Raw genomic sequence first — 25,716 nt, forward strand, 5'->3', positions numbered from 1 at the left:
AGTGTTTGTTGATGTGCCGTTTCCAGAGCTGAGAGTATTTATCTGCTACGCGGTGCGGCCCGAGCCAAAGAACGGTCTCGGACCTCGATTGAAGCCCTGCAAAACCAGCAGGTCTCCAATACGCCCGGTGGTGTAATTGCTAAAGCAATAACGCCACTTTCGCTGCATATGAATACTCTCAGCTCTTCCAACTAATTTATTTTTTATGAATGAATAGAAATTTCTCATCAATGGGTGGAAGAGTTTGCATACTTAATCGGCACTACTCGTTATTAATATCTTTGTTATTTAAAAAAGGACGTATTATGAATAGAAGTACAAAAATCTTATTGACTTTATCTCTGATTGCATTAGCAGTGGTCTCAGCGTTAACCTATTTGAATCTTTCTTTTGCACCATATTCGAGTGCAAAGTCGCAAGCTAATGACATTGCTAAAGAAAAAGCGGGTATCATTCAACCAGATTATTTCGGTAACTATACGCGAGAAAAGCAATACTATTCCGTAGGCGGTTTAACTAAAGGCCAAAAGTATCGCTATATTATCATCAATGCCAAAAGTGGTAAAACAGAAATTTTCAATAAAAACAACGCTCCTGTTCGTCAAACAGTTGTTGATACCGTTGCTTCTAACTATGGTGCTAAAAAGATTCTCCACATCAATCTTGGTTTATATAAAAATAAGCCAACTTGGGAAGTAGCATTCCAAAAGAAGAATGGCAGTATCGGGTATAACTTGATTGATTTTAGAACAGGGAAGAGTTTACAAATTATCAATAATATTTAGGTTTTCCGTCTCCAGAGCTGAAAGGTATTAACCTGCTGTGCGGACCGGTCCGAGCCAAAGTGCGGTCTCGAACCTCGGTTTGAATGCTTGCAAAAACCGCAAGTATCCAAACTCGCCCGGTGGTGTAATTGCTAAAGCAATAACGCCACTTTCACTGCATGTTAATACCTTTCAGCTCCTCCGACTCTTTTGCCGGTTGCAGCAAATTCTAAATATTATATAGATCGAATAAATAGTCATTCAATTATGATTATTAGAAATTCAAAACCTAGCGTTATAAATACCCTAGCCGGAGGTTGACAGCAATTTCACCTGCAATGGAGGTGTTATTAGAGCTTTAGCTCTTACAACACTGGACGAATTTTGAAATTCGCGTATTTTGCGAAGTTCAAAATCGAGGTGCGAGACCTTGGCTCGCGCCGGTCCCCATAGCAGTGAAAATTGCTGTCAACCGGAGGCGGCATAATAAAATTTTCTTAAAAAAAGTCGAGATTAATTGTGTTCTCGGGCTTTTTTTATTCACTGGAGTAAATAATATGAACGATGAATTATTTAATAGTTTTGTCGACAGTGGCAGCACTAATATCAACAATTTAGTTTTGAAAAACTACCACAAATTAGGTATGACTGAAAAAGATTTGGTAGTCTATTTGGCTTTGTCTATGTACGCCCAACAAGGAAATACTTTCCCTATGGCCAAGGACTTAGCCAATGATACCGGTATGGATGAGACAAGTATTTATGCGGTTATTCAGGGCATGATCAAACTTGGTATCATTGAATTGAAGACGGTCATGGATCATCATCAACAACGTGACATTTATTCTTTGACACCAATCTTTCATCGTATTAAAAACTTGTTGAGTCAGGAGAGACAATCCAACCAAAAGGACAAATTGATGTCTGATACGGAAGAGTTGTTCAAAAAAGTTGAAGTTGAATTTGGGCGGCCATTGTCACCAATTGAACAGGAACAGATTCATCAGTGGATTGATGACGATCATTACAGTATTGATTTAATTGATTTGTCATTGCGTGAAGCTGTTTTGAATCAAGCATATTCATTGAAATATATGGATCGAATCCTAATTAGTTGGGAAAAGAGTAATATTAAGTCAGCGGAACAATTACAAGAACGTCGAAAGAAGCTGGGATATTAATATGTTAAAAGATGATCAAATTGTCTGGGCAATTCACCAGATGGAAGAAGATGTCGGACCAGTTGGTCCATCCCTTGATCCCAGAACACCATTTCAATATTTGGTATCAGTTATTTTGAGTGCTCAAGCAACTGATGTTTCAGTTAATAAGGTCACTCCGGTTTTGTTTGGAAAATATCCTGAACCAAAAGACTTGATGAATGCCGATATTTCGGATGTTGAACAAATTATCAAGAGTGTCGGTCTGTTTCATAACAAAGCTAAAAACATCATTGAGACGGCCAGAATTGTCCATGAAGAGATGAACGATGTGGTGCCAGAAAATCGGGCCGGGATTATGAAGTTACCAGGAGCAGGGCGAAAAACGGCTAATGTTGTTTTAAGCGATGTTTTCGGTCAGCCAACTTTTGCGGTTGATACACATGTATCAGCCATTTCCAAACGACTTCATTTCGTTGATGCTAAGTCTAATCCAGTCCAAGTTGAAAAAAAGATTGTCGGTGTCATGGAACCTGAAGAGTTACACCGAGCACACCATACGATGATTGAATATGGTCGAAAGTATTCGATGAAGACTGATCCAGCTAAAGAAACCAACCAATTGATTTTAGACTGTGATCGTTTAAATAAAGAAAATGAAGAAAAATAAAAAGTACCCTGTAATCCAAAATCGGATTACAGGGTACTTTTTTAACTTAATACTCGAAAGTTGAACATGTTCCGTTCCACTTTTTTTATTCAGCAGTGGATGAGCTATTTGTAGTAGCACCACTATTAGTTGTACTACCAGTGTTACCAGTTCCACCAGTGGATGTGCCACCACCGTTAGAATCGCCAGTAGTTGTACCACCGCCGTTACTATTGTTGTTACCGGTCGAAGTACTACCATTATTGTTATTTGAAGTGGTACCGCCATTGCTGTCGTTTGAACCGGTATTACTGTTGTTATTGGTTGTTGAATTATTATCAGATGTCGTGGAATTACTGTTAGTTGAATTATCCTTATCTGAACCAGTACCAGTTTCACTATTGCTATCGGAAGTAGTGTCATTTTCCTCATCGCTAGATTCAGAACTGCTACTTGATGGACGACTAGTTGTTACTTGGTTAGTGCTTGAGCTAGAAGCGCTGCTTGTACTGTAATCAGAGTCTTTATAAGGGTCATATGGAGCGTGTCCCTTAACGAATAATTCTCTTGTGTATGATGATGAACTAGAACTTGGAGAAGCTACAATTGGTGTGCTTGTACTTGAAGTTTTAATCATCGCAGACACAACTGAACTAGGTTTCTTCCAGTTAGGATTGCTGTTAGTTTGATTTGCCAAGTAGCTCATTTCAGCTTTGTAAATCTTACCAGCAACTGATTGGTAGGTTGATGAAATACCACTTTGGTTTGGTGAATCATAACCCGTCCAAACACTCATTGAGTAATTCTTTGTATAACCGTTATACCATGAATCCATTGCCGTACCACTTAAAGCAGCATTTGTTGCAATAGCTTCATTAGAATAGTTAGTTGTACCAGTCTTACCAGCTTGATGTAATCCCGAAATGTTAGCGTAAGTAGCGTATGATTCAGGCACGCCCTTGAGCATATCGGTGATCATGTAAGCTGTTGAATCTTTCATTGCTTCAGTACCAGACTTGCTGTAGTTGTGAACTAAACCATCAGCTGTCTCGATTTTTGAAACATAATATGGTTTGTAATAAGTTCCACCATTAGAGAAGGCTGCATAAGCAGAAGCTCCTTGAAGTGAAGAAACTTTACTACCGATACCAGCTGATAATCCTTCGTCGCTACCGATGGTAATGCCAAGTTTCTTAGCAAATGTCTTAGCTTGAGTAAAGCCAACCGCTGATAAAGTCCTGATGGCGGGAACATTACGAGAGTTAACAAGCGCTTTTCTCATACTCATTTCACCTTCGTATTGTTCATCCCAGTCTTTCAACTGAATATCGGTACCAGGGTAGGTGTACTCAGAGTCATCAACTTGATGGAACGTTGACCAGTTAAGATATTCAATCGCTGGAGCGTAGTCCAAAATAGGTTTCATAGTTGAACCATTGCTACGGCCGGTCTGAACAGCTCGGTTCAAACCAAATTGAATATCGCCTAAGTTACGACCACCAACCATGGCAACGACCTTACCATTGTTAGGGTTGACGATTGAAGCTCCAACTTGCATCTTGGAATCAGGGAATTGAACATAATTAGAAGAGTTAACGATGTTGTAAAGTTTTCTTTGAGCATCGTAATCCATATTGACAGTAATCTTTAAATTGTCTCGATATGGATCAAAGCCTTTCTTCTTAACTTCAGTAATAGCTTCCTTGATGTAAGGATCAGAAATAATACGTTTGTTATTATTACTGTTGCTTACTTTCTTATAGGGTTGCAACCCACTGCTGATCGGCGTATTGATAGCTTCCTCAGCTTGGGCTTTGGTAATTTTATTGTTATCATACATAGCTCTAATAACGAGGTCACGTCTTTGTTTTGCTTCAGTAGGGTGGGTATACGGATCGTAATTACTTGGCGCGTTTGGCAGACCCGCTAAAAGTGCCATTTCTGGCAAGGTCAGTTGTTTCAAGGTCTTACCATAGTAATATTTAGCTCCGGTTTCCATACCGTATATACCATTATTTAGATAAACCTTATTAATGTAAAATTCCAAAATTTGTTGCTTAGAGAATTTTTGACTGACACGCATGGCCAGCCAAGCTTCTTGCATTTTACGTTTAAAGGTTTGATCCTTGGTATCAGTCGAGAAGACGGTCAACTTAATCAATTGTTGCGTTAAAGTACTACCACCTTGCAGCGTTCCTTTAGTAACATTATTGAAGGCTGATTTAGCAATTCTGATTGGATCAACTCCAAGTGGTTCGTTGTAGAAGTTTTTATCTTCAATTGAAACTACAGCATCTTGCATTGTTTGGGGAACTTTGTCGATTGTTGCGTAATTTCTCTTATTGTCTCCTAGTGAAGCAATCGTCTTACCAGATGAATCAACAATGGTTGAAGAACCACCGCTTTGGAGATTCTCCTGGCTGACTGCTGGAGCGCTGAAGGCATAGTATACGAAGATAAACAAAAATATTCCGATTAAAACTGCAAGGATAGATGCAATCCATTTAAAAATATTTTTGAAGGTGAATATACTTTTATTATTCATGTTTCTCCTTCCCACTTTCTATTAATTGTTGTACCGCATCAATATAGGGTAGAGTAGGATCGTAATTAGCTTTGATTTCAATCGAACAGTCGATGATATCTTGCAATTGGATCGATTTGGCACCCTCATGTTTTTGCGCATCCCAGTGTTCGAAGAGATCATCTGCTGGCATTACAAAATAGCGTTTTAAGGTTACATATTTTATAATAACAAAACAGATGCCACCTTGTTTTTGACACATCCTCAAATGGTCAATTTGGTGCTGATGGAAATTCTTCAATGGAAAGGTATTTTTATTCTTGGTTTCCTTGGCCTCAAAGTCAACGTAATAACCGCGGTAAACGCCATTGTAGTCAGTTGTTGATGCTTGTCTGAAATAGGCTTCTCTAACGACAGCCCGACTTCTTTTAGGATAATCAACTTTAACAATTTGAAGCGGTGTTGGTTTTTTATAAATTACGGCAACTTCGTGACTACGGTAATACTTGTTGCTTTCATTAATTTCTTCTTCCAAAGTCATCCCACGATCACCAAAAATCATTTTCTTTTTGGCAGTCGTTTCGGTGCTAACCTTTGGAGAAGGTTTTGATGGACTGTTAAAAATTCGTCCATCGGGGTAGTTTATTTTCAAAATATCAACTCCTACTGTGCAAATTATACCATGATGGTAAAGATATTAATTATTGGGGGGATTCTTTATGATTAAAAATTTATGGATCACCGGGTACCGCTCTTATGAGTTAGGTATTTTTAAAGATAATGACCCAAAAGCTAAAGTAATTCAAGACTTTTTTGAACAAAGGATTACCAATTACGCCGAAGATGGGACCGAATGGATTCTAACTGGCGCGCAAATGGGAACAGAACAAATTGTTGGAAAAGCAGTTCAAGAAATTAAGAAAAAAGACTATAATATTAAACATGCAGTAATGTTGCCGTTTGCAGAGTTCGGTAGTCAATGGAATGAGGCCAACCAGACATTGTTAAATGTTTTTTTAAGAAATGCGGACTATGTTAATAAAGTTAGTAATATGAGTTATCATAATCCTAGGCAATTGAAACTATGGCAAGAATTTATGCTAGAACATACTGATGGTGCACTGGTATTCTATGATCCCGATAGTGGTGGAAAACCAAAGTACGATTATGAAGCTATCAAGGACTATCAAGACCGTGGGAATAACTATCAGTTGGAATTAATAGATTTTGATTCTATGCAAGACTTTGCTAATATGTTATATGATAGTTAAGGTATAAGATAAATCGACAATAATTAACACTGGGGTGTTTAAAAATGAACAACATGAATGGAATGAATCAACAAAATGGTAATGGTAATGATCTTTCTTTAAATTATCAACCAAATGATATTTTACAAAAAGAATTTAAAACTAAGATGCGTGGCTATGACCCAACTGAAGTTGATCAATTCTTAGATGGAATTATCAAGGACTACGAAACTTTTTCAAATGAAATCAGTCAATTAAAGTCAGAAAATGACCGTTTGATGCAAGCTCACAACGCCGGTGCCGGCAATACAAGTAATCCTGGTCAAGGTCAAAATTTTCAACAACCAAGACAAAATACTAATAATAGAATGAGACCTCAACAAAAGCCTGCTATGAGCGCTACTGCTGAAGCTTCAACTAACTATGATATTTTGAAACGTCTTTCAAATCTTGAAAAACGTGTCTTTGGTCGCGATTTCGCTAACGGATTACCTGAAGATCATGAAACAAAGCAATTTGCTTCAGCTGTTGTTCCTAATCCTGCCAATATGAACAATCATGTTGGCGTTGAAAGTGGTCATACTGAGATCAATCCTCGTATGAATCAACAACAACCAATGAATAACAATGGTTTCAATAACAATAATTCAAATAATAATTTCCAACAAAATCGTCCTATGAACGGTGGTTCAAACCAACCTCAAAATAATTTTAATGGAAATTTTAATAATTCTAACAATATGAACCAATTTTAGTGTATACTATTCAAGTCGGTAAATTACGAGTAATCGCGGTCTAGTTATCTAGGCTGAGGAAAGTCCACGCCCGCGCGAGCTGAGATGCTTGCAGTGTTTGTGCTTGGCCCAATAAGCCAAGGTACCTTCGGGTAACGGCAGCGAAAGCACTAAGGCTTTAGCTATGTGTGAATAGCTTGAAAGTGCCACAGAGACGTATTATTGTGAGAAATTGCAATGGTGGAACGAGGTAAACCCCGCAAGCGGGCAACCCAAACTTTGGTAGGGGCGCTTCACAACGAGAACTGAATCTACTGTGAAGGCTTAATTGTAGATAGATGATTACTTATGGTGATAGGTCGCCAACCTGTTACTTGGACAAAACGTGGCTTATAGGAGTTTATCGAGGCAGAGGGACGACTTGTTCGTCCTTTTTTTATACAAAAAATTACGGTGTTAATTAAATATGCCGTCTCCAGAGCTGGGAAATATTCTCTAGCTGTGCGGAACGGTCCGGGTCAGAGTGCGGTCTAGGACCTCGGGACACAAATATTTCCCAGCTCTTCCGACTAATTAATTGTTAATAATTGGATGTAAAAATATTCAAATATCTTTATATTAGATTCATTTAGATACTGAAGTATAATTAATGCGAACGCCTAGAACAAATTATCAAATAGTACCATACGTAAAAAAGATTAAATTGATAACCAAAATTAAAAAATAAAAACAATAGAGGGCAATATGAAATTAATTGCAACGATGTCAAGCGGATTTGAATCTATAACCGCAAAAGAACTACAAAAATTAGGATATGAGACTAAGACCGAAAACGGTAAAGTCTATTTTGATGGTGAATATGAAGATATTGCCAAGGCCAACTTATGGTTGCGCAGTGCTGACCGTATCAAGATCCTAGTTGGTACTTTTAAGGCGACAACTTTCGAAGAACTCTTTGACAAAGTTTATGCCATTCAATGGGACCAATGGTTACCTTTAAATGCTGCTTTTCCAATCAAAGCTAGAACTGTGAAGTCACAATTGCACTCTGAACGTGATATTCAAGCAATCACAAAAAAAGCCATCGTTAATAAGATGGCTTATGTCTTTATGCGTCGTGGTCGTTTGCCTGAAACTGGTGCAACTTTCCAAATTGAAACTAGAATTCATAAGGATGTTGTTGAAGTAACACTTGATACAACTGGTGACTCACTTTACAAACGTGGCTACCGTATTGAACACGGTGCTGCTCCTTTGAAGGAAAACTTTGCAGCTTCAATGATTCTATTGACTGTTTGGCATCCTGAAGAAGATCCATTTATGGACCCAACAACTGGTTCAGGTACAATTGCGATTGAAGCTGCTCGTTTAGCTAAGAATATTGCCCCCGGAATCCAACGTCATTTTGCATTTGAAAACTTTGATTGGTTTGACGACAAAATTCTTACCAATTTGAAGGAAGAAGCTAAAGCTGGCGTTAAAGATATCGACTTAGATATTTTTGCAAGTGATATTGATGGCTCAATGATTGATGTTGCCAAGTTGAACGCTCATGATGCTGGTGTCTTGCATGATATTCACTTTAAGCAAGTCGCAGTTAAGGATTTAAAGATTGAAGGGGATTACGGTACTATCATTACCAATCCACCTTATGGTCAACGTATGAGTGATATGGCAAATGTTCGTAAATTGTATAAAGAAATGGGAGAAGTCTTTGCGACCGCTCCCACATGGAATAAATATATTCTAACTAGTGATACAGAATTTGAACAGTACTATGGTCACCAAGCTACTAAGAAACGTAAGCTTTACAATGGTTCAATCAGAACTGACCTTTATCAATACTGGGCTAGACACTAGAGGCTGTCGCGTCGGTGCAAATCCCAAAGTATTACTAAAATAATAACTACTGTGATGACTAATGAAAAAATCCATGACCAACCTTGGTCAGCAACAGGTAATTTCATATTCATCCCGTAAAATCCGGATACGATCGTGGGAATACTGAGAACAATTGTGTAAATTGTCAGTACTTTCATGGTCGTATTTGTTCTATTATTCAAAATATTGTTATAAGTGTTGGAAATTCGGTCAATAATATCAGAACTTAGGTCGACTTGATTCTTAATTTGTTCAATTTCAATCAAGGAATCATGCAAGTGTTCACGAGCTGTTTTATTTAAATGTAAGGCTTGAACATTGCCGGTTGAAATCAATTCAAGCTGCTTCACCACAGTCAGATTGCCATTGATGGCCGTATTCAAATATGTCGTTAAATCTTCTAAATCAGCTAACTCAAGAATTTGTTTTTCCGAAGAATGGTGTTTCTTGATTAAATTTTGGATTCGATTGCGACGAACGTCGGCTTCACTGATTTGGTCACTGTAATCGCTAGAAATTTGATCTAGTGTATTAAAGATAAATTCCCAAACTTCGCGTTGATCGGCTTGTGTGAGATGATTCTTGGCAGCAACTAGGTAATCTTTAACATAGTTTGTTGCATCGTTAGTGAAAAGGAATAGCTGCTGTTCTCTAATAGCAAAAGAAATTGGCAAAACACGTTGTGACACATCAGGTGTCTGTTCGTTTTCATTCTGCACGTTATAGACGATTAGATAGGTGTTGGTAATTTCATCGTATTCAAAACGGGCCCGCTCATTTTCATCATCAGCGTAATCCAAGATTTCATTAGTTAAATTGTATTTCTCAATTAAAATGGCACGGTCGTCATCGTTTAAGGATTCAGTTGAGTGAACATCTATCAATTGAATTCCGTGATTTAAAGCTATTTCATTAATCATTTTTTTCTCCTCAATAAAGATAATCATACCAAAAATAAAAAATGGGTCGAGAATAAATTTTCTCGGCTCAATTTTTTGTCTAAAAGTAGTATCAAAAATTTTATGTTAGGGAGTGAACAATTTACCTAGGTCTTCCTTAGGAATACCTTTGAAGTAATCGTCTAAATTAAATTGGTTAAGAACTTTCAAAATTTCATCGCGATCAAATTTAACATTTAACAATTTTTCTTTAATATCATTAACATCTTTCATACCAAAGAAGTCACCGTAGATTTCGATGTTCTCGACTTTACCATTAGTAATGTTGTAACGAACATCAACAGTACCCATGTCAAAGTGTTTACGCTGTTTAGCAGTGAAAGCAGGGGACTTACCATAAACCCAATCCCAATTGTAATAATATTGTTCTTTAATTTTATCGATTTCTTTTTGTTGGTCAGCAGAAACAATATATTGACGGTCTTTAATTTCATCTAAGTTGTTAGCATGGAATAATTCAAGCAATAGACGGTCACGGAACTCTTCTGTTGTTAAATTTTGGTACTCAGGGGCCAAGTATGGACGTAAGTTAGTTACACGACTACGGATAGACTTAATACCCTTAGAAGCAATTTTATCCTTTGAAACGTGCAATGCTTTAGTCAAAACATCAAGGTCAACATCAAGTGACAAAGTTCCATGTGAGAATGTTTTGCCATTTCTGGAGTACATTGCGTTTCCAGAGAACTTCTTGCCATCAACTAATAAGTCATTACGACCGGATACTTCGGCTGTGGTAGCGCCCATTTGGTGTAGGGCGTCAATGATAGGTTGGGTAAAGGATTTGAAATCACCAAAGTTTTTATCATCTGAATCAACTACGAAACTGAAGCAAAGATTACCAAGGTCTTGATAAACTGCACCACCACCAGAAATCCGGCGAGTAACAGTAATATTATTGTCCTTGATATAGTCACTATTAATCTCTTCAATCGTATTTTGATTGCGACCGACGATAATACATGGTTTTTCAATATAAAAGAGAACCAAAGGTTCATCAAATTTCACATTATTCATCAAATATTGTTCGGTAGCCAAGTTATCACGGATATCGCGATCTTTCATAACAACGTAATACATAAGGAAAACCCCCTCATCTGAATTGAAAACGTTTTTATAGTAGCACAGATTGTGAAATTCAGAAACTATTTATCACCGTGTGTTCTAATATTTAACATTTTTTGGTGAACAAGGGCATGAGCAGCACCATTATCTTTGTCAGCAATGTGTTTAGCAAAGTAGGTTGGAAACTGTTTTAGCAGTTCTAAAATATCATCCAATATCGGTTGATAGTGTTTCGAATAATTTTTATCAATACTATCAATGACAATTTGACTATCTGAATGTATTAAAACTATCTCATTATTCCATTGTTCGTTTATAATCTTTTGTAGGGCAAGTTTTAATGCCAAAAATTCTAAATAGTGGTTATCGGTGTTATCTTGGTGGATTGCCTCCTTATAAGTATTTTCATCACGTCTTATAACGAACGCTACCACACCAAGATTTAGATTAGTATTTAATCCAGCGTCGGTGTACAATTTAATCATATTCTTTAGAACCTTTCAGGAGAAATTATGTCAAAGAAACATTTAGTTCAACCAACTGGCGCATGGGGAATCATTATGTGGTCAATTGCATTGAGTCTCGCATGTTTGGGAATCATTTTGCAACTGGAACTCATGACGCTCAGTTTTATTCCTTTTCTAATTTGGATCATTGATGGAATCTACGTTTTCTATATTATAACTAACTCTTGGGTTAGCATAACAGCGAACCAGGTAATCATCAAAGAACCTTATTACAAGATGCGGACGTTTGACCACTCCGATGTCAATATAAAAGCGAATAATAAATGGACGATGGAATTCGATTTTAATAATCGTGATTTCTTCCCATTTAGGATTACTTCCACAAAAGGGATTTTAAGTCTAATAAAAAAAGAAGCAGGTGAAAGCAATGTCATTTCCAAGTGATATCGAAATCGCTCAAATCAATGAGCATGACAAGATGAAAAATATTAACGAAATTGCTGGTAAGATCGGTTTGACATCAGATGATATTGAACCATATGGTCATTACAAGGCTAAGTTCTCAGGTCGTAGCATTGTTAAAAGTATGGAGAAAGATGATGGAAAGTTAATTCTAGTTACTTCTATCAATCCAACTCCAGCTGGTGAAGGTAAATCAACCGTAGCTATCGGTTTAGCAGATTCTTTACAATCACTTGGTAAAAAGACCGTCCTAGCACTTCGTGAACCATCATTAGGACCAGTTATGGGGATGAAAGGTGGCGCCACTGGTGGTGGTTATGCCCAAGTCGTTCCTATGGAAGATATCAATCTTCATTTCACAGGTGATATGCACGCCTTAACAAGTGCAGTTAACACTTTGGCAGCTTTGATTGATAATCACATTCACCAAGGCAACGCCTTAAATATTGACCCTCGTCGCATTACATGGAAGAGAGCTCTAGATATCAATGATCGTTCATTGAGAAACATCGTTATTGGATTAGGTGGACCATTTAGCTCAGTACCTCGTGAAGACCACTTTGAAATTACCGTTGCTAGTGAATTGATGGCTGTACTCTGTTTAGCACAAGACATCGACGATTTGAAGGAACGTATTTCAAGTATCTTAATTGCTTACACATATGACAAGAAACCAATCTTTGTTAGAGATTTACGTGTCGAAGGTGCAATTACTGTTCTATTGAAAGATGCTTTGAAACCTAACTTGGTACAAACTCTAGAAAATACACCAGCTATTATCCACGGTGGTCCATTCGCTAACATTGCCCATGGATGTAACAGTATCTTAGCTACTAAATTAGCTATGAAGTTAGGTGACTACGCTGTTACTGAAGCCGGATTCGGTGCTGACCTTGGTGGCGAGAAGTTCTTGGATATCGTAACTCCAAGACTTAACCACGCTCCAAACGCTATTGTCATTGTAGCAACTGTTCGTGCTTTGAAGTACAACGGTGGTCAAAAGCTAGATGATATTAAGAATGAAGATTTGAACGCTTTGAATCTTGGCTTTAAGAACTTGAAACGTCACATTCACAATATGCGTTACTATCACATTCCAGTAGTTGTTGCTATCAACAAGTTTGATACAGATACTGATAACGAAATCAAACTTTTGACAACACTTTGTGATGAAGTAGGCGTTGACGTTGAATTAGCTGAAATCCACCACAATGGTAGTAAAGGTGGTCAAGCTTTAGCTAAGGCTGTCATCAAAGCAACTGAAAAAGAAGCTAGCTACACACGTCTCTACGAAGATGGCGAAACAACTGAAGCTAAGATTGCTACAATTGCTTCTGAAATCTACGGTGCTAACAACGTTGAATACAGCGCTAAGGCTCGCAAACAATTACAAATTTTGAAAGATCAAGCTTGGGATGACTTGCCAGTCTGTATTGCTAAGACTCAATATTCTTTGAGTGATGATCCTAAACGCCTTGGTTCCCCAACTGACTTTACCTTACATGTAACGGACATCGTACCAAAACTTGGTGCCGGATTCGTTGTTGTATTAACAGGTAATGTGATGACTATGCCAGGACTTCCAAAGAAGCCCGCTGCTTTAGGCATGGATGTTGACAATGAGGGAACTATCGGAGGATTGTTCTAGTGCAGTTGATTTATTGGCTGCTCTTTGTTGTTTTAGTTGCTGGTGATCAAGGACTCAAATATTATGTAACTAACCACATCGTTCCGATGACGGTTCACGACTTTATTCCCGGTTTATTGTCTATTACGCATATCACTAATACTGGTGCAGCGTGGAGTATGTTAGAGGGAAAAATGCTTTTCTTCTATTTAGTTACAATTATTGCGGTGGTCGTGTTAATATATTTATTTGTTAAAGCTGATAAAAAAGAGTATCTTTATCGATTTTCTTTGATATTCTTATTAGCGGGGACAGTTGGTAATGGTATCGATCGTTTTGCAAGGCGTTTTGTAGTCGATATGTTCAATTTAGACTTTATGAACTTCCCAATCTTTAATTTGGCCGACACTTATATCACTATTGGTGTGATTTTGATTGTCGTGTCATTGATTATCCAAGTAGCAGGTGAGAAAAATAATTAGTAAGTCCTTTAACTTAGAATACGACGAACCTAAAAAGGCTCGTTTAGATGCTTTTTTGAATGAGCAGATTGAAGATTTGACTCGTTCTCAGCTTCAAAAATTTATCAAAGATGGTAATGTCCTAGTCAACGAGGCACCAGTTAGTAAAACAGGAGCCAAATTAACTAAGGGTGACAAGATTTTAGTCAATGTTCCTGAAGAGGAACCAATCAAAGCCATTCCGGAAAATATTCCAATCGATGTGGTCTATGAAGATAGTGATGTCTTGGTAGTCAACAAGCCACAAGGGATGGTCGTTCATCCAGCGGCTGGACATCCAGATAAGACATTGGTCAATGCAATTTTGTACCATTGTCAAATCAACGACGATGATGTAATTCGTCCGGGAATCGTCCACCGTATCGACAAAGATACTTCTGGATTGCTGATGATTGCTAAGAATAACTTAGCCAAACAATCTTTGATGCAACAATTGAAGGAAAAAAGTAATCTTCGTGAATACCTGGCCATCGTACATGGCAATTTCAAAGAAAGAACTGGTAAGATAAATGCTCCATTAGGTCGTTCTAAATTTGACCGTAAGAAACAAGCTGTGGTCGAAGGTGGACGTCATGCTGTGACACATTTTACTGTACTGGAACAATTTGAAAACTATTCGCTCTTAAAATTAAAATTAGAAACTGGTCGAACACACCAAATTAGAGTTCATATGCAATATATCGGTCATCCCGTTGCGGGTGATCCTTTATATGGACCTAAGAACACCTTACAAGGTAAGGGACAATTCCTACACGCCAAGACATTAGGCTTCGTGCATCCACGGACTAACGAGTGGATGGAGTTTTCCGTTGAACCACCTAAGGTTTTCTTAGATACGCTTGATAAATTACGACATTGACAGTCGTAATCTCATGCTATAATCTAAAAATAGAATTGTGTGCGATTATAAAAACGAAAAGCACTCACTTTGTGAGTGCTTTTTTGAAAGTAGGAAAATTATATGGCTAAAGAAATTATTGACGGTCAAACAATGACTCGTGCATTGACCCGAATTACTTATGAAATTATTGAACGAAACAAGGGAATTGATGACCTTGTATTGGTAGGAATTAAAACTAGAGGGGTTTTCGTAGCTCACAGAATCGAATCACGTCTTAAACAATTGGAAAACATCAGTATTCCCGTGGCTGAATTGGACATTACTCCATACCGTGATGATCATGAAGCAACTGATTTGACTACTGTAAAAGCGGAACCATTAGATATCGATATAAATAATAAACATGTAATTTTAACTGATGATGTTCTCTATACTGGTAGAACCATTCGTGCTGCCATGGATGCCTTGATGAGCGTCGGTCGTCCTAAGAAAATTTCTCTAGCGGTCTTAGTTGATCGTGGACACCGTGAATTACCTATTAGAGCTGACTTTGTCGGTAAAAACATTCCCACTTCTCAAAAAGAAAAAATTAAAGTATCTATGAAAGAAATCGATGGCGAGGATAAAATCGAAATCGAATAAATTATTTTGAGGAGTTGCTAGAAATGAAACGTTATTTAATTTTAGAAGACGGGACCGTGTTTCCTGGTGAAGGTTTTGGATCTTCTATCATTACCACGGGACAGTTGGTAATATCAAATAATCGTACTGGAATTGAGCAATCCGTCACTGACCCTGATACTGAGGGCCAGATTTTGGCGTTCACGATTCCTTCTGTTGGTAACTCAGGAATTAATCGCGACTTTTATGAATCAATCAACTCGCAGTGTAAAGGTGTAGTTATTGGTTCATCAAGTTTATCAACTGTTGATGGTTCAGTTTCATTTGAGAGCTGGATCACCGGACTTAAAATACCAGGGATTAAAAATGTCGATGTTCGTGCATTGGCAAAGCACATTGCGGAACACGGCGAGATGAAGGCAAGCATCATGGATACTCATGACGAACATGCCATGGACCAGATCAAAGCCTTAGTTTTGCCACCAGATTTGGTAAAGCGTGTCTCAACTAGACAGTCATATCCTAATCCCAACATGGGCTTGAAGATTGTCATTGTCGACTTGGGTCTAAAGTATTCAATTTTAAGGCAATTATCATATCGTGATTGCAACTCGATTATCGTCAACTATAATTCTACGGCTGAGGAAATCGAAAGTTTGCATCCGGACGGGATCATCTATTCAAATGGCCCTGGTAATCCAGAGGATTTGCCTAAGACTATCAAAACAATTCAAATTTTACAAAAGCGTTATCCATTACTCGGCATTGGCCTAGGTAATCTGTTGATTGCATTAGCTAACGACTGTCGGATTATACCTTTGAAGGAACCACACCACGAATCATCATTGGCTGTTAAAGAAGTGGCCAGTGGCAAAATTGACTTTGTTAACCACAATCACTCTTACACTTTAGATGAAAAGTATATCGGTGGCTCTGATTTCATCGTCACTAACGTCTGTGTGGCTGATGGAACAATCGAGGGTATCCGTCACGAATACTTGCCAATTATGTGTGTCTTATTTGAACCCGAAGCAGCACCCGGACCTACTGACGGTTATTATGTTTTCGATGAATTTATCGATTTAGTTGAATCAGTTAAGAAACAAGAGGGAGCTAGAAATCAATGGAATTAGATGATGTACATACTATTTTAATTATCGGTCCTACTAGTAGTGACAAAAACGTTGATCTCTCTACCGCTCTTTATGATACAGTCGATATTTTGCATCAACTCGGTTACAAAACATCTATCATCGTTGAAGATCCTACGTCGCTATTATCTTCAGGTGTCTTTTACGACAAAACTGTTGTTGAAAAGGTTACCGGCGATAATGTTTTGAAATTTATTCAGAAATATCATCCTGATGCTATTTTGCCGACGGTTGGTGATCGTAATGCTCTAGGAATTATTTCTAGTTTAAATGGTAAAATCGGTACTACTAAAGTTTTGGGAGCTAGTTTTTCTGCCTCATTGGCAACTTTTAAGCGTGAACTATTCATCAAGAAATTGACTAAAGCTAATTTGCCTGTAATTAAGTTCATTTCTTCTGATGATGAGAAAGAAATTTATAGTTTTATTCGATCAATCGGTTTTCCAATTATTGCTAGAAGACGTTATTCCAACCGTCACTCCAGTGGCTGGACAAATATTAATAATTTGTTCGAACTAGATAACTTTATGGCGATGGAAGATATTTCCGATAGTCGAATTGAAATTGAACGTAGTATTAGGGGATTCAGTGAATATTCATTTACTATCTTACGTGATCGTTATGATAATTCATCATTGATTGGAACAATTGAGGATATTGAACCCATTGGTATTCATCATTTGGATTCCAATTTGATTTCGCCAGCTATCTCATTGAATGATTCAAAATTGCAACGATTGCGTAACTATTCAATCAAATTGGCTCGAGCCTTTAATATCGTTGGTATTTGTACAGTCCACTTTGCTTATAACCACACGACTAAGGAATCGTATATTACGGAATTTATCCCACGTTTGAGTGAGGAAACCAAATTTTTGGAATATGCGACAAGTTATCCTATCGCTACAGCTGTGGCTGAGCTTTGTTTAGGTTATCACCTGGACAAGTTACAATTAGACGCCGGAAACTACTTCAACGGAGCAACTGAGCCGTTTGTAGACCATTTAACATCACGCTTCCCTCAATGGAAGACTCCTGGTCAAAAATACTTGGGGCCAAGTAAGACATCTGACTCTAGCATTGTGGTCAATGGCTTTAGTTTGGAAGAGGTATTGAATAAGGGTGCCTTAAATGACAAGTTAAATAACAACTTTGACCGTTACAATGAATTGCGCAAGTTAGATGATGATGAACTCTTTGAAAAAATCATTCACCCGACTAACTGGATTCTTGACGTCTTGTCTGAAGCTTTACGTCGAAAATTTGAAATGCCTGTGCTATCAGAGATTACTGGCGTTAATGTACCATATCTAAATGCATTGCAAAATATTATCAATAACAGCCTGATCATTCGTGAAGGCGAGATTGACGGTAAGAATGTTGAACGCATGGTTGAGATGGGTGTTAAAGGTGTCGGCCACAGTAAACTGTTGCTTGATAGTACTGATATTGTAACTAGAACGGTGGTTAAGAATAAGCGTGCGGTGTCAGTTGCCAATAACAAATACATCAATCATAACTATTTTGTTACTAGCGGTATCAGTAATGAGCTGGAGTTGAGCGATAGAAAGAAGATTATCGTTAGAACACCAATCATTACTTCGAAAACTGATATTATGATTCGTCAGTTCGTTTTATTTCAACTAGCTAAATCAATTGATCAAAATGGACTTGAGCCTATTATTATTGGACGTGAACCATGGAATGCTCCATTGTCGATGCGTCGAAAGGTTGTTGAGATAGACGATCCTCACATGGAGATGAAGAGTCTTGGTTTGATTGAACATGATAGTGTGCTCAATATCATTGACCTCTCGAAGAATTTAGTTGATACCGGAGATGACCGTGTCTTCCAATTCAGTGCCCAAGAGATTAAGAATATCGAATTGAAAGGTGATACAAGTGTTAGGGTTATGGTCGTAACGGACGGTAACAATTTCTTAGCTCCTTCAGTTATTTATCGTGGTAGACGTGATAATCACTTGTATGAAATCAGTTCGGTTAATAATTTCATGACTGCTGAAGACCGTGTGGAAATTTCCAAATTAATCAAGCTAGAACTTGAAGATAATGATAAAGTCGATATTTTTAACTTTGAAATGGTTAAGAGTAATGACCATTGGCTAGTAACTAAGAAATACCGAGGGATGACGAATGATATTATCCGCCACGAACTTGCTAGTTCAGTCCATGTGATTGATACGTTGGTTAAATTACTACTAGGTAATAAGATTGACGATGACTTATCATTGGAAAAGGTATTTGATAACTTTGATGAGAAATATCTATTAACAATTGACGACAAGCGTTATAAGTTATTAGATAAAGAAGAGATCCAAGAGAAACTTAAAGAACTACGTTTGAAGGAAAAATAAAAAGCCACCATTAGGTGACTTTTTATTTTTCCTCTTTTAAATCAGTAACTAATTTACGGTCAGGATCGACTAAAATTGTCTTTTGTCCTTCAAAGATTACAAAACCAGGTTTAGCACCATTAGGCTTTCTAATATGTTTAATTTGAACATAATCAACGGGAACTTTACTTGAATCACGTGCTTTAGAGTAATAGGCAGCAATCGTAGCAGCTTCGGTAATTGATTGTTCATCAGGATCACTCGTCTTTAAGATAACGTGTGAACCAGGGATATCCTTAACGTGGAACCAGTAGTGATTCTTTTGTGCTAATTTCATAGTTAATTGATCATTTTCCAAGTTATTCTTACCAACAGTAATTTCAACACCATTAGTTGACTTGAAATCCTCACCAATCTTCTTTTTACGTTTCTTAGGAGCATTCTTACGCTTTTTCTTGATATAGCCAGAATCAATCAACTCATCAACGATTCCGTCCACATCCTCGATATCAACGTATTCAAGGGATGCTAGAACTGACTCTAGGTAATTAACCTCGTTAGTCGTAATCTCTAGTTGTTCCTTGATATGTGGAATAGAATTTTGTAACTTACGATACTTCTTGTAATAACTCTGGGCATTAAGTGAAGGTGAGTACTCAGGATTTAACTTGATCGTCACTTCTTCATTATTATAATAGTTAGTCAAAGTAATGGAACTTGAGCCATGTTTGATCTGTGACATATAAGTCGTTAACAGTTCGCCATAGAGATTGTACTTAGCCATCACATCGGTAGCAGATAACTGTTGATTGAGCTTTTTGACCTTAGACTTATCCTTTTTCAAGATAATACTCAAACGGTGAGTTACGCTCTTAGTTTGCTGCTCAATCCGGTCAAGACGAGCTTTATCAAGATAGTAATTATCTAGTAACTCGCTAAGAGATGGGTAGTCATTGACCTCAGTTGTTGTATTGCTAAAGCTAATCGGGAAGAATCCTAATTTATGCTTATTGTTATTGGCAGCGTTAGGATGTAGATTCTCTTGATAACTCTTGAGAAAATCATCAAAACTATTGCCTTGTGCAATATACTGTTCTAACTCAGCTGATGTATCTAAACCGATACCTTCATATTTCTGACGAATATCGGCAGCGGACATACCCGTCAAATCATCATCAGTAGTTGAAAATGGGTTGATTTTATTTTGTGCGGGCGGTAATTTATAATCGTCACCTGGTAATAAACCACGGAAACTATTATTTTCTGGTGAAACTCGTTTTATTAAATCAACAATTTTACCAGTTTCCTTGTTGATCAAGAAGATATTACTGTGACGTGCCATAATTTCGGTAACTAATGTATAGCTGTGAATATCTCCTAGTTCATTTTTAGCTGAGAGGTCGATTGAAACTACACGGTCATTATTTAATTGTCTGAAATCCTCGACGATTGCACTAGTAATATACTTACGTAAAGACATCACAAACGTCGATGGTTTAGCAGGGTTGGCAAATGGTTGTTGCGTTATTTGAACTCTTGCATATGAGGGATGTGCTGACAATAAAAGTTGACGATTCTTACGATTGCTTCTCACTGTAAGAATCAATTCATTGGCGAATGGTTGTTGGATTTTGCTAATACGACCACCGCGGAGGTTCTGATTTAATTCGTTTACCATAGCATGCGTAAACATTCCATCAAAAGACATATTTTGCTTCCTTTCTTAAAACTAAGCGATAATTTCTGAAACTTTTAATGTGTAACAAATATAAAATAGCGTGAATATGATATAATCTAATGGTTATCCAAACATTTTACGTAACCAAACAAGGAATTGATAAATTTATGAAAATAGCCATTGTTACAGATAGTACATCTTATTTGCCACAAGAAACAGTCGATAAATATAATATAACAGTTGTGCCAATAGAGGTAGTATTTAATACTAAAACATATCGTGAAGATATTGATATCACTACATCCGAATTCTATGATTTACTACAGAAATCACCAGAATTACCTTCAACAGCTCAACCCTCAATGGGTGAAATGCTAAAGGTATACGATAAACTGGCTAAAGAAGGCTATGATACCGTAATTTCAATTCATTTAGCAAGTACAATCTCTGGATTTGTTAATAATCTCAAGAGTGCCGCTCAAGCAATCGACAACATCAATGTAGTTGTTTATGATTCGCACATCACCGTTCGCTTAATGGGTTATTTAGCTCAAGAGGCTGCACGAATGGCACAAGAGAATAAACCAGTAGATGAAATCATTGATCGTTTAGATGCCCTACGTTCATCAATCGGCGAAACTTTCGTAGTTGATGATTTGAAGAATTTAGTTAAGGGTGGCAGATTATCAAACACTTCAGCCGTAATTGGTACTGTATTAAATATTAAACCTTTATTGGAATTTGACAATGAATCACACAAAATCGTAGCTTACGATAAAGTACGTTCAATGAAGAAAGCCAAGTTAAAGGCCGAGGAGAAATTGAATGCTGCTGTGGATGCCAGTCCATATCCATTGAGATTATTAGTCTTAGATGCGGATGATCCTGAAGCGGGAGACCGTTGGGCCGATGAAGTCCATGAAAGATATCCTGATGCTACATTAGAACGTTCATACTTTGGACCAGTTATCGGAGTACATTTAGGAAAAGGTGCACTAGCACTAGCCTGGATGCGTGACTTCGACAAATCATAATTGAATTTTTTTGATACCTTACGGGTTAGATCGTAGGGTATTTTTTGTTTTTCCGCCTCCGGTTGTCAGTAATATAGCTCAAGCTATGGGGACCGGTGTGAGCCAAGGTCTCCCACCTCGACTTTGAGCTTCGCAAAGTACGCGAATCTCAAAACTAGTCCCGTAGTGTAACGGCTAAAGCCGTAACGCCATCTGCATAGCATGACTATATCACTGACAACCTCCGGCTAATGTTTGGTTTGGTTGTGGTATTACTTTTACATAATTTGTGAAATATTATCGAAAAATAGAAAGTCAATATTTCAAATATAAGTACGACATAAATTGATTTCATTAAATAATCAATGGATAAATTACAAATAACGTACTAAATAACAGCAACAAACAAAATAGCCGAAGGCCGTAAGAAATGTAGACAGCTGTGGAGGTGGCGTTAGTGCTTTAGCACTTACACCACAGGACGACTTTGGAGACTTGCTGAACTTGCAAGGCTTCAAATCGAGGTTCGAGACCGTACTATGGCTCGAACCGGTCCTCATAGCGGCTACATTTCTTACGGCCTTCGGCGGCCCCCAAAACCAAAGAAAAATATTTATTTCAAACCCTTTCAAAGAAAGTTATACTTAAAGTAGTGGAAAGTTCCTTTATTTACCGGAATAATATAAAATGTTTATTATAAATAGTACTTTATTAATACATCCATTGAGTTAAAATAAACATAACCATTATGTTCACATTGAAAAGGGGAGTAGTATCATGTTTTCTAAAACGAAGAAAGCAGCTATTTTAGTAGCTGCAAGTGCACTTCTTGCTACAAGTTTGGGAGGTAATATTGCGTATGCCGATGCAACTGCAAACGCCAATAACGCTTCTACAGTAACAACGACCAATACCAACTCTAGTAGTGATACTGATGTAGCCACTGCCACTAATGATAGTGTCGACCCTAATAAGACGGTTACTACCACTTCAACAAATGACACTACAAATTCTAATTCATCAACAACCGCAAATACTCAAGCGAGTTATAACAATATTGATATTGCTTCAGTTAAAATGGCCATGTTGTCAGAATTGAATCGTTTGAGAGCTCAAAATGGATTGTCAGCTTTGACATCTGTAGGGATTTTGAATAATTATGCTCAAGCTAGAACTGATTCATTTACAAGTACCGGTGGTGTTGATAACCATGCGGGCTGGAATTCAGCTAATATGTATCCATATAATTTGACTGCCGAAGAAAATATTGCACAGATGCCTTTCTCAATGATCGGTACAACTGATGCAGCTTCAATCGCACAGAAAATTACGCACGAATTTTATAGTGAAATGTATGATTCAGAACCAAACTATGGTCACAGGAAGAATATGCTAAATCCATACATTAATTATGTCGGAATTGGTGTCAGCGTTTCTCGTAACGGTATGGTTTACTTTTCACAAGAAATGGGTAATGATCAAGCTTCATACAGCAAATATGATCCTAGTGACGTTTACTCATACTTCTTAACTAACAACAATGACTACGCTAACGTTTCTAAATATGATGTAGCTGATGCTGGTAAGACAAGTGCCGACTACGCTGAACGTAATAATTATGTCACAGCTGATTTACGTGGTGGCGTTTCAACTAAGAATGTTGTTACACCATTATATGACCGCTATGGTAACAAACGTACAGATTTGGAATTAGCACCAAGTACTGATTGGATTTCTGATATGATTGCTATTATCAACGGTAGTACATTCTATCATGTAAGTACTAACGGATTCGTTTCAGCTAATGACGCGCTACCTTGGGCATCATTCTTAGCAGGTGCTAGCGTCACAGCTACAACCAATGCTAAAATTTACGACAACAACGGTCGCTATACTGGTAATACAGTAAATGCCAACAGTAAATGGGGCACTGATCGACGTGCTGTAAATCCATTAACTGGTGTTAAAATGTACCGCATTGGTACTAACGCTTGGATTCAACAAAATCAATTAGTTCAAAATTAATGTTAAGCCAACGGACTAGAAAATAGTTCATTGGCTTTTTTAGTACACCAAAAATGACTAGTAATCTAAAAAATTAGATTGCTAGTCATTTTTACATTTACAATTGAAAGTTAAACATATTTTATTCCACTCTATCCAAAATTAACCTGATCTAACATCTGTTCACGTGATTCCTGGTCTAATCCCAAATAGGCAAGGGTCATTTGCTGACTACTATGGTTCAACAAGCGCATCACCAAAGCAATATTGTAATTTGATTGAATATAGACTCGGTAAGCTCCAGTTTTACGCATTGTATGTGTACCTAAATAATTGATATTCAACAAATCTCCAGTTTTGGCCATGATCTTATAAAACTGTTTTTCAGATACATGTCGTTCAGGACGTTCCATCGAAGGAAACAACCAATCCGATTGTACATGATTCTCTAACAACCATTTTTGGTAAATTAATAGATCACGCTTAATTGGACGCAAATATAACGTATTTGGTTTACCAGTTTTCTTATCGTGAATATAGGCATTCTTTCGCAGCTCATCGTAGTCATCAAAAACATCGCTGTATTTTAAAGACATGACATCAGAGACTCGTAAAAGTGTCGCTTTACCAGTTTGAAAAATTGTGTAGTTGCGTCGACCATATTTGAAATTTCGTAAGAGGGTATTTTTAACTTCATTTAGCACATTGGTGTCTTTTATTGGTAAAACTAGCTGTTTCATAGGCCCTCCATCACAGGGACTATTATTTAGTATTTTAATTAAATAGACCCTGTAAATATATTGTAGTTTTTACAGGTTGATACGTCAACTTTTTACAGGGGTTATTTCTTACAAATAGCCCCCGTTTTTCAACAAAATCACTCATTTTATCGAATGTTAATTCTATGGTCAAGTTCATATCTTTGACGACCAAGTGTAGATCTGTTGTTCATAGAATTCGTCTCTCAGATTGTGGTAATTTAAATAGGTTGAAATATGAGGATAATTTGTGCTTGTTCCTTTCGTACACAAAAGTAATAAGCTTTTATGTATAAAAAGAACATGGCAATATCAGAAAATATAGTTACAAAATTCACAAATCTTATTGAATTAGTAATTTCTTCTTTGTATACTGAAAGTGTAAGCAAATCGGGAGTATCAAAGAGCATTAGTAAAAAATATCTTACTAATGCTCTTTTCATACCCAGATCAGGTAGTAAAAATGATGAATAAAAAAGTTTTAACAAACGTAACAAGACAAAAGGTAATTTTGTTACTTTCAGTTTTACTTTGGATTGAGACGATTATTGCATATTTTATGGATTTTAATTTGGGAATTGAGGGACCGCTACAGATCGTAATAGCTCTCTTCAACCCATTCGGTTTTATCTTGTTAATTTTAAGTATCGCCAATTACTTCGTCCGAAAAAAGACATTTACAACAGCGATTATCATATTGTTTGCTTTAGAAACGATAATCTTAATAGCCAACGTAATTTATTACCGTGAATTTTCAGATTTTATTTCCATTGACACAATATTGAGTGCTCAAAAATTCAACGGAGCAATGGAAAAGAGCATTACGACATTACTAATGCCACAAGACGGGGTTTACTTAATAAATTTGACACTGATAATATTATTACCATTTTTGATTCAAAGATACCTTCAGACGCAACCAACTAGAATGGTTAATAAGGTCGCCCTCACAGATGAAAGTGCAGTAATTATGAGTTTGAAAGATTATCGGTCATTTAAAGAAACGTTGTATCTATTAAATGATGGAACTCTGAACAAAGTTCATCAAAATATGACTGATAATGCCAAAGAAATGGACATAACTGGTGGTATTGATTGGGATAAAATCAACTAGTTGTCCCAGTTTGGTGTTTAAGACAAATTATGGATGAAATTGATTGCTTTATCCCCAAATATCACTTATACTATTTTCAACACAAGGGAGTAACTTGCAGAATTAAAGTTGCCTGTGAC

The 25,716-nt window shown here is 37.2% G+C and carries 23 protein-coding genes and 1 other RNA gene; 17 read left to right on the plus strand and 7 right to left on the minus strand.

Annotated elements, in window-relative coordinates; all coding sequences use genetic code 11:
• The first annotated feature begins 305 nt into the window (after positions 1-305).
• The 3 genes from AAA923_RS02270 to AAA923_RS02280 all read left to right on the plus strand — a co-directional run bounded on the left by AAA923_RS02270 (position 306) and on the right by AAA923_RS02280 (position 2,594).
• A complete protein-coding gene (locus AAA923_RS02270) occupies positions 306-785 on the plus strand; it encodes a hypothetical protein (RefSeq protein ID WP_338214345.1) in 480 nt (159 codons plus the stop codon).
• A gap of 536 nt (positions 786-1,321) precedes the next feature.
• Complete coding sequence (locus tag AAA923_RS02275; protein WP_338214346.1) at positions 1,322-1,945, plus strand: DnaD domain protein; 624 nt, start codon at positions 1,322-1,324, stop codon at positions 1,943-1,945.
• Between the two features lies 1 nt (position 1,946).
• Positions 1,947-2,594: an endonuclease III domain-containing protein gene (locus tag AAA923_RS02280; protein ID WP_338214347.1), complete on the plus strand. Its 648-nt coding sequence runs from the start codon at positions 1,947-1,949 to the stop codon at positions 2,592-2,594.
• An 85-nt stretch (positions 2,595-2,679) separates the two neighbouring features.
• Here AAA923_RS02280 and AAA923_RS02285 read toward each other — a convergent pair whose 3' ends face one another.
• Together AAA923_RS02285 and recU are read right to left on the minus strand one after the other, a co-directional pair.
• The gene (locus tag AAA923_RS02285; protein WP_338214348.1) at positions 2,680-5,118 is read right to left on the minus strand and encodes a transglycosylase domain-containing protein; all 2,439 of its coding nucleotides are present in this window, start codon (positions 5,116-5,118) and stop codon (positions 2,680-2,682) included.
• Positions 5,111-5,749 (minus strand): Holliday junction resolvase RecU, encoded by a 639-nt coding sequence (gene recU, locus AAA923_RS02290; RefSeq protein WP_338214349.1) that lies wholly within the window; start codon positions 5,747-5,749, stop codon positions 5,111-5,113. Before recU ends, AAA923_RS02285 begins: the two co-directional genes overlap by 8 nt.
• 67 nt (positions 5,750-5,816) lie before the next feature.
• On the opposite strand from recU, the gene AAA923_RS02295 reads away from it, so the two are divergent.
• From AAA923_RS02295 to AAA923_RS02310, 4 genes are all read left to right on the plus strand, one after another.
• On the plus strand, positions 5,817-6,368 hold the full coding sequence (locus AAA923_RS02295) for an SLOG family protein (protein ID WP_338214350.1): 552 nt from the start codon (positions 5,817-5,819) through the stop codon (positions 6,366-6,368).
• A gap of 44 nt (positions 6,369-6,412) precedes the next feature.
• The gene (gpsB, locus tag AAA923_RS02300) at positions 6,413-7,102 is read left to right on the plus strand and encodes a cell division regulator GpsB (RefSeq protein ID WP_338214351.1); all 690 of its coding nucleotides are present in this window, start codon (positions 6,413-6,415) and stop codon (positions 7,100-7,102) included.
• A 21-nt stretch (positions 7,103-7,123) separates the two neighbouring features.
• Positions 7,124-7,479: RNase P RNA component class B (rnpB, locus tag AAA923_RS02305), an RNA gene on the plus strand.
• A 346-nt stretch (positions 7,480-7,825) separates the two neighbouring features.
• Positions 7,826-8,941 carry a THUMP domain-containing class I SAM-dependent RNA methyltransferase gene (locus AAA923_RS02310; RefSeq protein WP_338214352.1) on the plus strand — a complete coding sequence of 372 codons (1,116 nt, stop codon included), beginning with the start codon at positions 7,826-7,828 and terminating at the stop codon, positions 8,939-8,941.
• Here AAA923_RS02310 and AAA923_RS02315 read toward each other — a convergent pair.
• The 3 genes from AAA923_RS02315 to AAA923_RS02325 form a co-directional block, all read right to left on the minus strand.
• Positions 8,938-9,882 (minus strand): magnesium transporter CorA family protein, encoded by a 945-nt coding sequence (locus AAA923_RS02315; RefSeq protein WP_338214353.1) that lies wholly within the window; start codon positions 9,880-9,882, stop codon positions 8,938-8,940. The two genes, AAA923_RS02310 and AAA923_RS02315, sit on opposite strands and share 4 nt — an antisense overlap.
• A gap of 105 nt (positions 9,883-9,987) precedes the next feature.
• Entirely contained in the window at positions 9,988-11,001 is a 1,014-nt protein-coding gene (gene lplA, locus AAA923_RS02320) for a lipoate--protein ligase (RefSeq protein WP_338214354.1), read from the minus strand.
• Between the two features lie 65 nt (positions 11,002-11,066).
• On the minus strand, positions 11,067-11,471 hold the full coding sequence (locus tag AAA923_RS02325) for a reverse transcriptase-like protein (protein WP_338214355.1): 405 nt from the start codon (positions 11,469-11,471) through the stop codon (positions 11,067-11,069).
• A 27-nt stretch (positions 11,472-11,498) separates the two neighbouring features.
• On the opposite strand from AAA923_RS02325, the gene AAA923_RS02330 reads away from it, so the two are divergent.
• The 7 genes from AAA923_RS02330 to AAA923_RS02360 all read left to right on the plus strand — a co-directional run bounded on the left by AAA923_RS02330 (position 11,499) and on the right by AAA923_RS02360 (position 19,051).
• Positions 11,499-11,897, plus strand: coding sequence for an EbsA family protein (locus AAA923_RS02330; protein WP_338214356.1), 399 nt, complete (start codon positions 11,499-11,501; stop codon positions 11,895-11,897).
• Positions 11,881-13,563 (plus strand): formate--tetrahydrofolate ligase, encoded by a 1,683-nt coding sequence (locus AAA923_RS02335; protein WP_041501091.1) that lies wholly within the window; start codon positions 11,881-11,883, stop codon positions 13,561-13,563. Before AAA923_RS02330 ends, AAA923_RS02335 begins: the two co-directional genes overlap by 17 nt.
• Positions 13,563-14,024 (plus strand): signal peptidase II, encoded by a 462-nt coding sequence (gene lspA, locus AAA923_RS02340; protein WP_041501090.1) that lies wholly within the window; start codon positions 13,563-13,565, stop codon positions 14,022-14,024. The genes AAA923_RS02335 and lspA overlap by 1 nt, the downstream gene beginning before the upstream one ends.
• Complete coding sequence (locus tag AAA923_RS02345; protein WP_041501105.1) at positions 14,020-14,922, plus strand: RluA family pseudouridine synthase; 903 nt, start codon at positions 14,020-14,022, stop codon at positions 14,920-14,922. The genes lspA and AAA923_RS02345 overlap by 5 nt, the downstream gene beginning before the upstream one ends.
• 102 nt (positions 14,923-15,024) lie before the next feature.
• A complete protein-coding gene (gene pyrR / locus AAA923_RS02350; RefSeq protein ID WP_041501089.1) occupies positions 15,025-15,546 on the plus strand; it encodes a bifunctional pyr operon transcriptional regulator/uracil phosphoribosyltransferase PyrR in 522 nt (173 codons plus the stop codon).
• Between the two features lie 23 nt (positions 15,547-15,569).
• Complete coding sequence (locus AAA923_RS02355) at positions 15,570-16,658, plus strand: carbamoyl phosphate synthase small subunit (protein ID WP_041501088.1); 1,089 nt, start codon at positions 15,570-15,572, stop codon at positions 16,656-16,658.
• Positions 16,649-19,051, plus strand: coding sequence for an ATP-binding protein (locus AAA923_RS02360; protein WP_338214357.1), 2,403 nt, complete (start codon positions 16,649-16,651; stop codon positions 19,049-19,051). Before AAA923_RS02355 ends, AAA923_RS02360 begins: the two co-directional genes overlap by 10 nt.
• A gap of 22 nt (positions 19,052-19,073) precedes the next feature.
• Here AAA923_RS02360 and AAA923_RS02365 read toward each other — a convergent pair whose 3' ends face one another.
• Positions 19,074-20,738, minus strand: a complete 1,665-nt coding sequence (locus AAA923_RS02365; RefSeq protein ID WP_338214358.1) for an Rqc2 family fibronectin-binding protein — start codon at positions 20,736-20,738, stop codon at positions 19,074-19,076.
• 137 nt (positions 20,739-20,875) lie between these two features.
• Here AAA923_RS02365 and AAA923_RS02370 point away from each other — a divergent pair, with 137 nt between their 5' ends.
• Positions 20,876-21,742 (plus strand): DegV family protein, encoded by an 867-nt coding sequence (locus AAA923_RS02370; protein ID WP_338214359.1) that lies wholly within the window; start codon positions 20,876-20,878, stop codon positions 21,740-21,742.
• 756 nt (positions 21,743-22,498) lie between these two features.
• The gene (locus AAA923_RS02375) at positions 22,499-23,746 is read left to right on the plus strand and encodes a CAP domain-containing protein (RefSeq protein ID WP_338214360.1); all 1,248 of its coding nucleotides are present in this window, start codon (positions 22,499-22,501) and stop codon (positions 23,744-23,746) included.
• A gap of 131 nt (positions 23,747-23,877) precedes the next feature.
• Here AAA923_RS02375 and AAA923_RS02380 read toward each other — a convergent pair whose 3' ends face one another.
• Positions 23,878-24,465, minus strand: coding sequence for a site-specific integrase (locus tag AAA923_RS02380; protein WP_338214361.1), 588 nt, complete (start codon positions 24,463-24,465; stop codon positions 23,878-23,880).
• A gap of 481 nt (positions 24,466-24,946) precedes the next feature.
• On the opposite strand from AAA923_RS02380, the gene AAA923_RS02385 reads away from it, so the two are divergent.
• A complete protein-coding gene (locus AAA923_RS02385) occupies positions 24,947-25,597 on the plus strand; it encodes a hypothetical protein (protein WP_338214362.1) in 651 nt (216 codons plus the stop codon).
• The last annotated feature ends 119 nt before the right edge of the window (positions 25,598-25,716 follow it).

It is taken from the genome of Companilactobacillus muriivasis, assembly GCF_036246245.1.
In the GTDB taxonomy this organism is placed as follows: domain Bacteria; phylum Bacillota; class Bacilli; order Lactobacillales; family Lactobacillaceae; genus Companilactobacillus; species Companilactobacillus muriivasis.

Excerpts from the sequence above, each read along its gene's own strand:
- AAA923_RS02315 (WP_338214353.1), bottom strand. The coding sequence starts at position 9,882 with ATGATTAATGAAATAGCTTTAAATCACGGAATTCAATTGATAGATGTT.
- AAA923_RS02285 (WP_338214348.1), bottom strand. The coding sequence starts at position 5,118 with ATGAATAATAAAAGTATATTCACCTTCAAAAATATTTTTAAATGGATT.
- AAA923_RS02375 (WP_338214360.1), top strand. The coding sequence starts at position 22,499 with ATGTTTTCTAAAACGAAGAAAGCAGCTATTTTAGTAGCTGCAAGTGCA.
- AAA923_RS02325 (WP_338214355.1), bottom strand. The coding sequence starts at position 11,471 with ATGATTAAATTGTACACCGACGCTGGATTAAATACTAATCTAAATCTT.
- AAA923_RS02335 (WP_041501091.1), top strand. The coding sequence starts at position 11,881 with ATGTCATTTCCAAGTGATATCGAAATCGCTCAAATCAATGAGCATGAC.
- AAA923_RS02380 (WP_338214361.1), bottom strand. The coding sequence starts at position 24,465 with ATGAAACAGCTAGTTTTACCAATAAAAGACACCAATGTGCTAAATGAA.
- AAA923_RS02355 (WP_041501088.1), top strand. The coding sequence starts at position 15,570 with ATGAAACGTTATTTAATTTTAGAAGACGGGACCGTGTTTCCTGGTGAA.
- AAA923_RS02360 (WP_338214357.1), top strand. The coding sequence starts at position 16,649 with ATGGAATTAGATGATGTACATACTATTTTAATTATCGGTCCTACTAGT.
- gpsB (WP_338214351.1), top strand. The coding sequence starts at position 6,413 with ATGAACAACATGAATGGAATGAATCAACAAAATGGTAATGGTAATGAT.
- AAA923_RS02280 (WP_338214347.1), top strand. The coding sequence starts at position 1,947 with ATGTTAAAAGATGATCAAATTGTCTGGGCAATTCACCAGATGGAAGAA.
- AAA923_RS02330 (WP_338214356.1), top strand. The coding sequence starts at position 11,499 with ATGTCAAAGAAACATTTAGTTCAACCAACTGGCGCATGGGGAATCATT.
- pyrR (WP_041501089.1), top strand. The coding sequence starts at position 15,025 with ATGGCTAAAGAAATTATTGACGGTCAAACAATGACTCGTGCATTGACC.
- AAA923_RS02270 (WP_338214345.1), top strand. The coding sequence starts at position 306 with ATGAATAGAAGTACAAAAATCTTATTGACTTTATCTCTGATTGCATTA.
- AAA923_RS02385 (WP_338214362.1), top strand. The coding sequence starts at position 24,947 with ATGATGAATAAAAAAGTTTTAACAAACGTAACAAGACAAAAGGTAATT.
- AAA923_RS02365 (WP_338214358.1), bottom strand. The coding sequence starts at position 20,738 with ATGTCTTTTGATGGAATGTTTACGCATGCTATGGTAAACGAATTAAAT.
- lplA (WP_338214354.1), bottom strand. The coding sequence starts at position 11,001 with ATGTATTACGTTGTTATGAAAGATCGCGATATCCGTGATAACTTGGCT.
- AAA923_RS02275 (WP_338214346.1), top strand. The coding sequence starts at position 1,322 with ATGAACGATGAATTATTTAATAGTTTTGTCGACAGTGGCAGCACTAAT.
- AAA923_RS02370 (WP_338214359.1), top strand. The coding sequence starts at position 20,876 with ATGAAAATAGCCATTGTTACAGATAGTACATCTTATTTGCCACAAGAA.
- AAA923_RS02295 (WP_338214350.1), top strand. The coding sequence starts at position 5,817 with ATGATTAAAAATTTATGGATCACCGGGTACCGCTCTTATGAGTTAGGT.
- AAA923_RS02310 (WP_338214352.1), top strand. The coding sequence starts at position 7,826 with ATGAAATTAATTGCAACGATGTCAAGCGGATTTGAATCTATAACCGCA.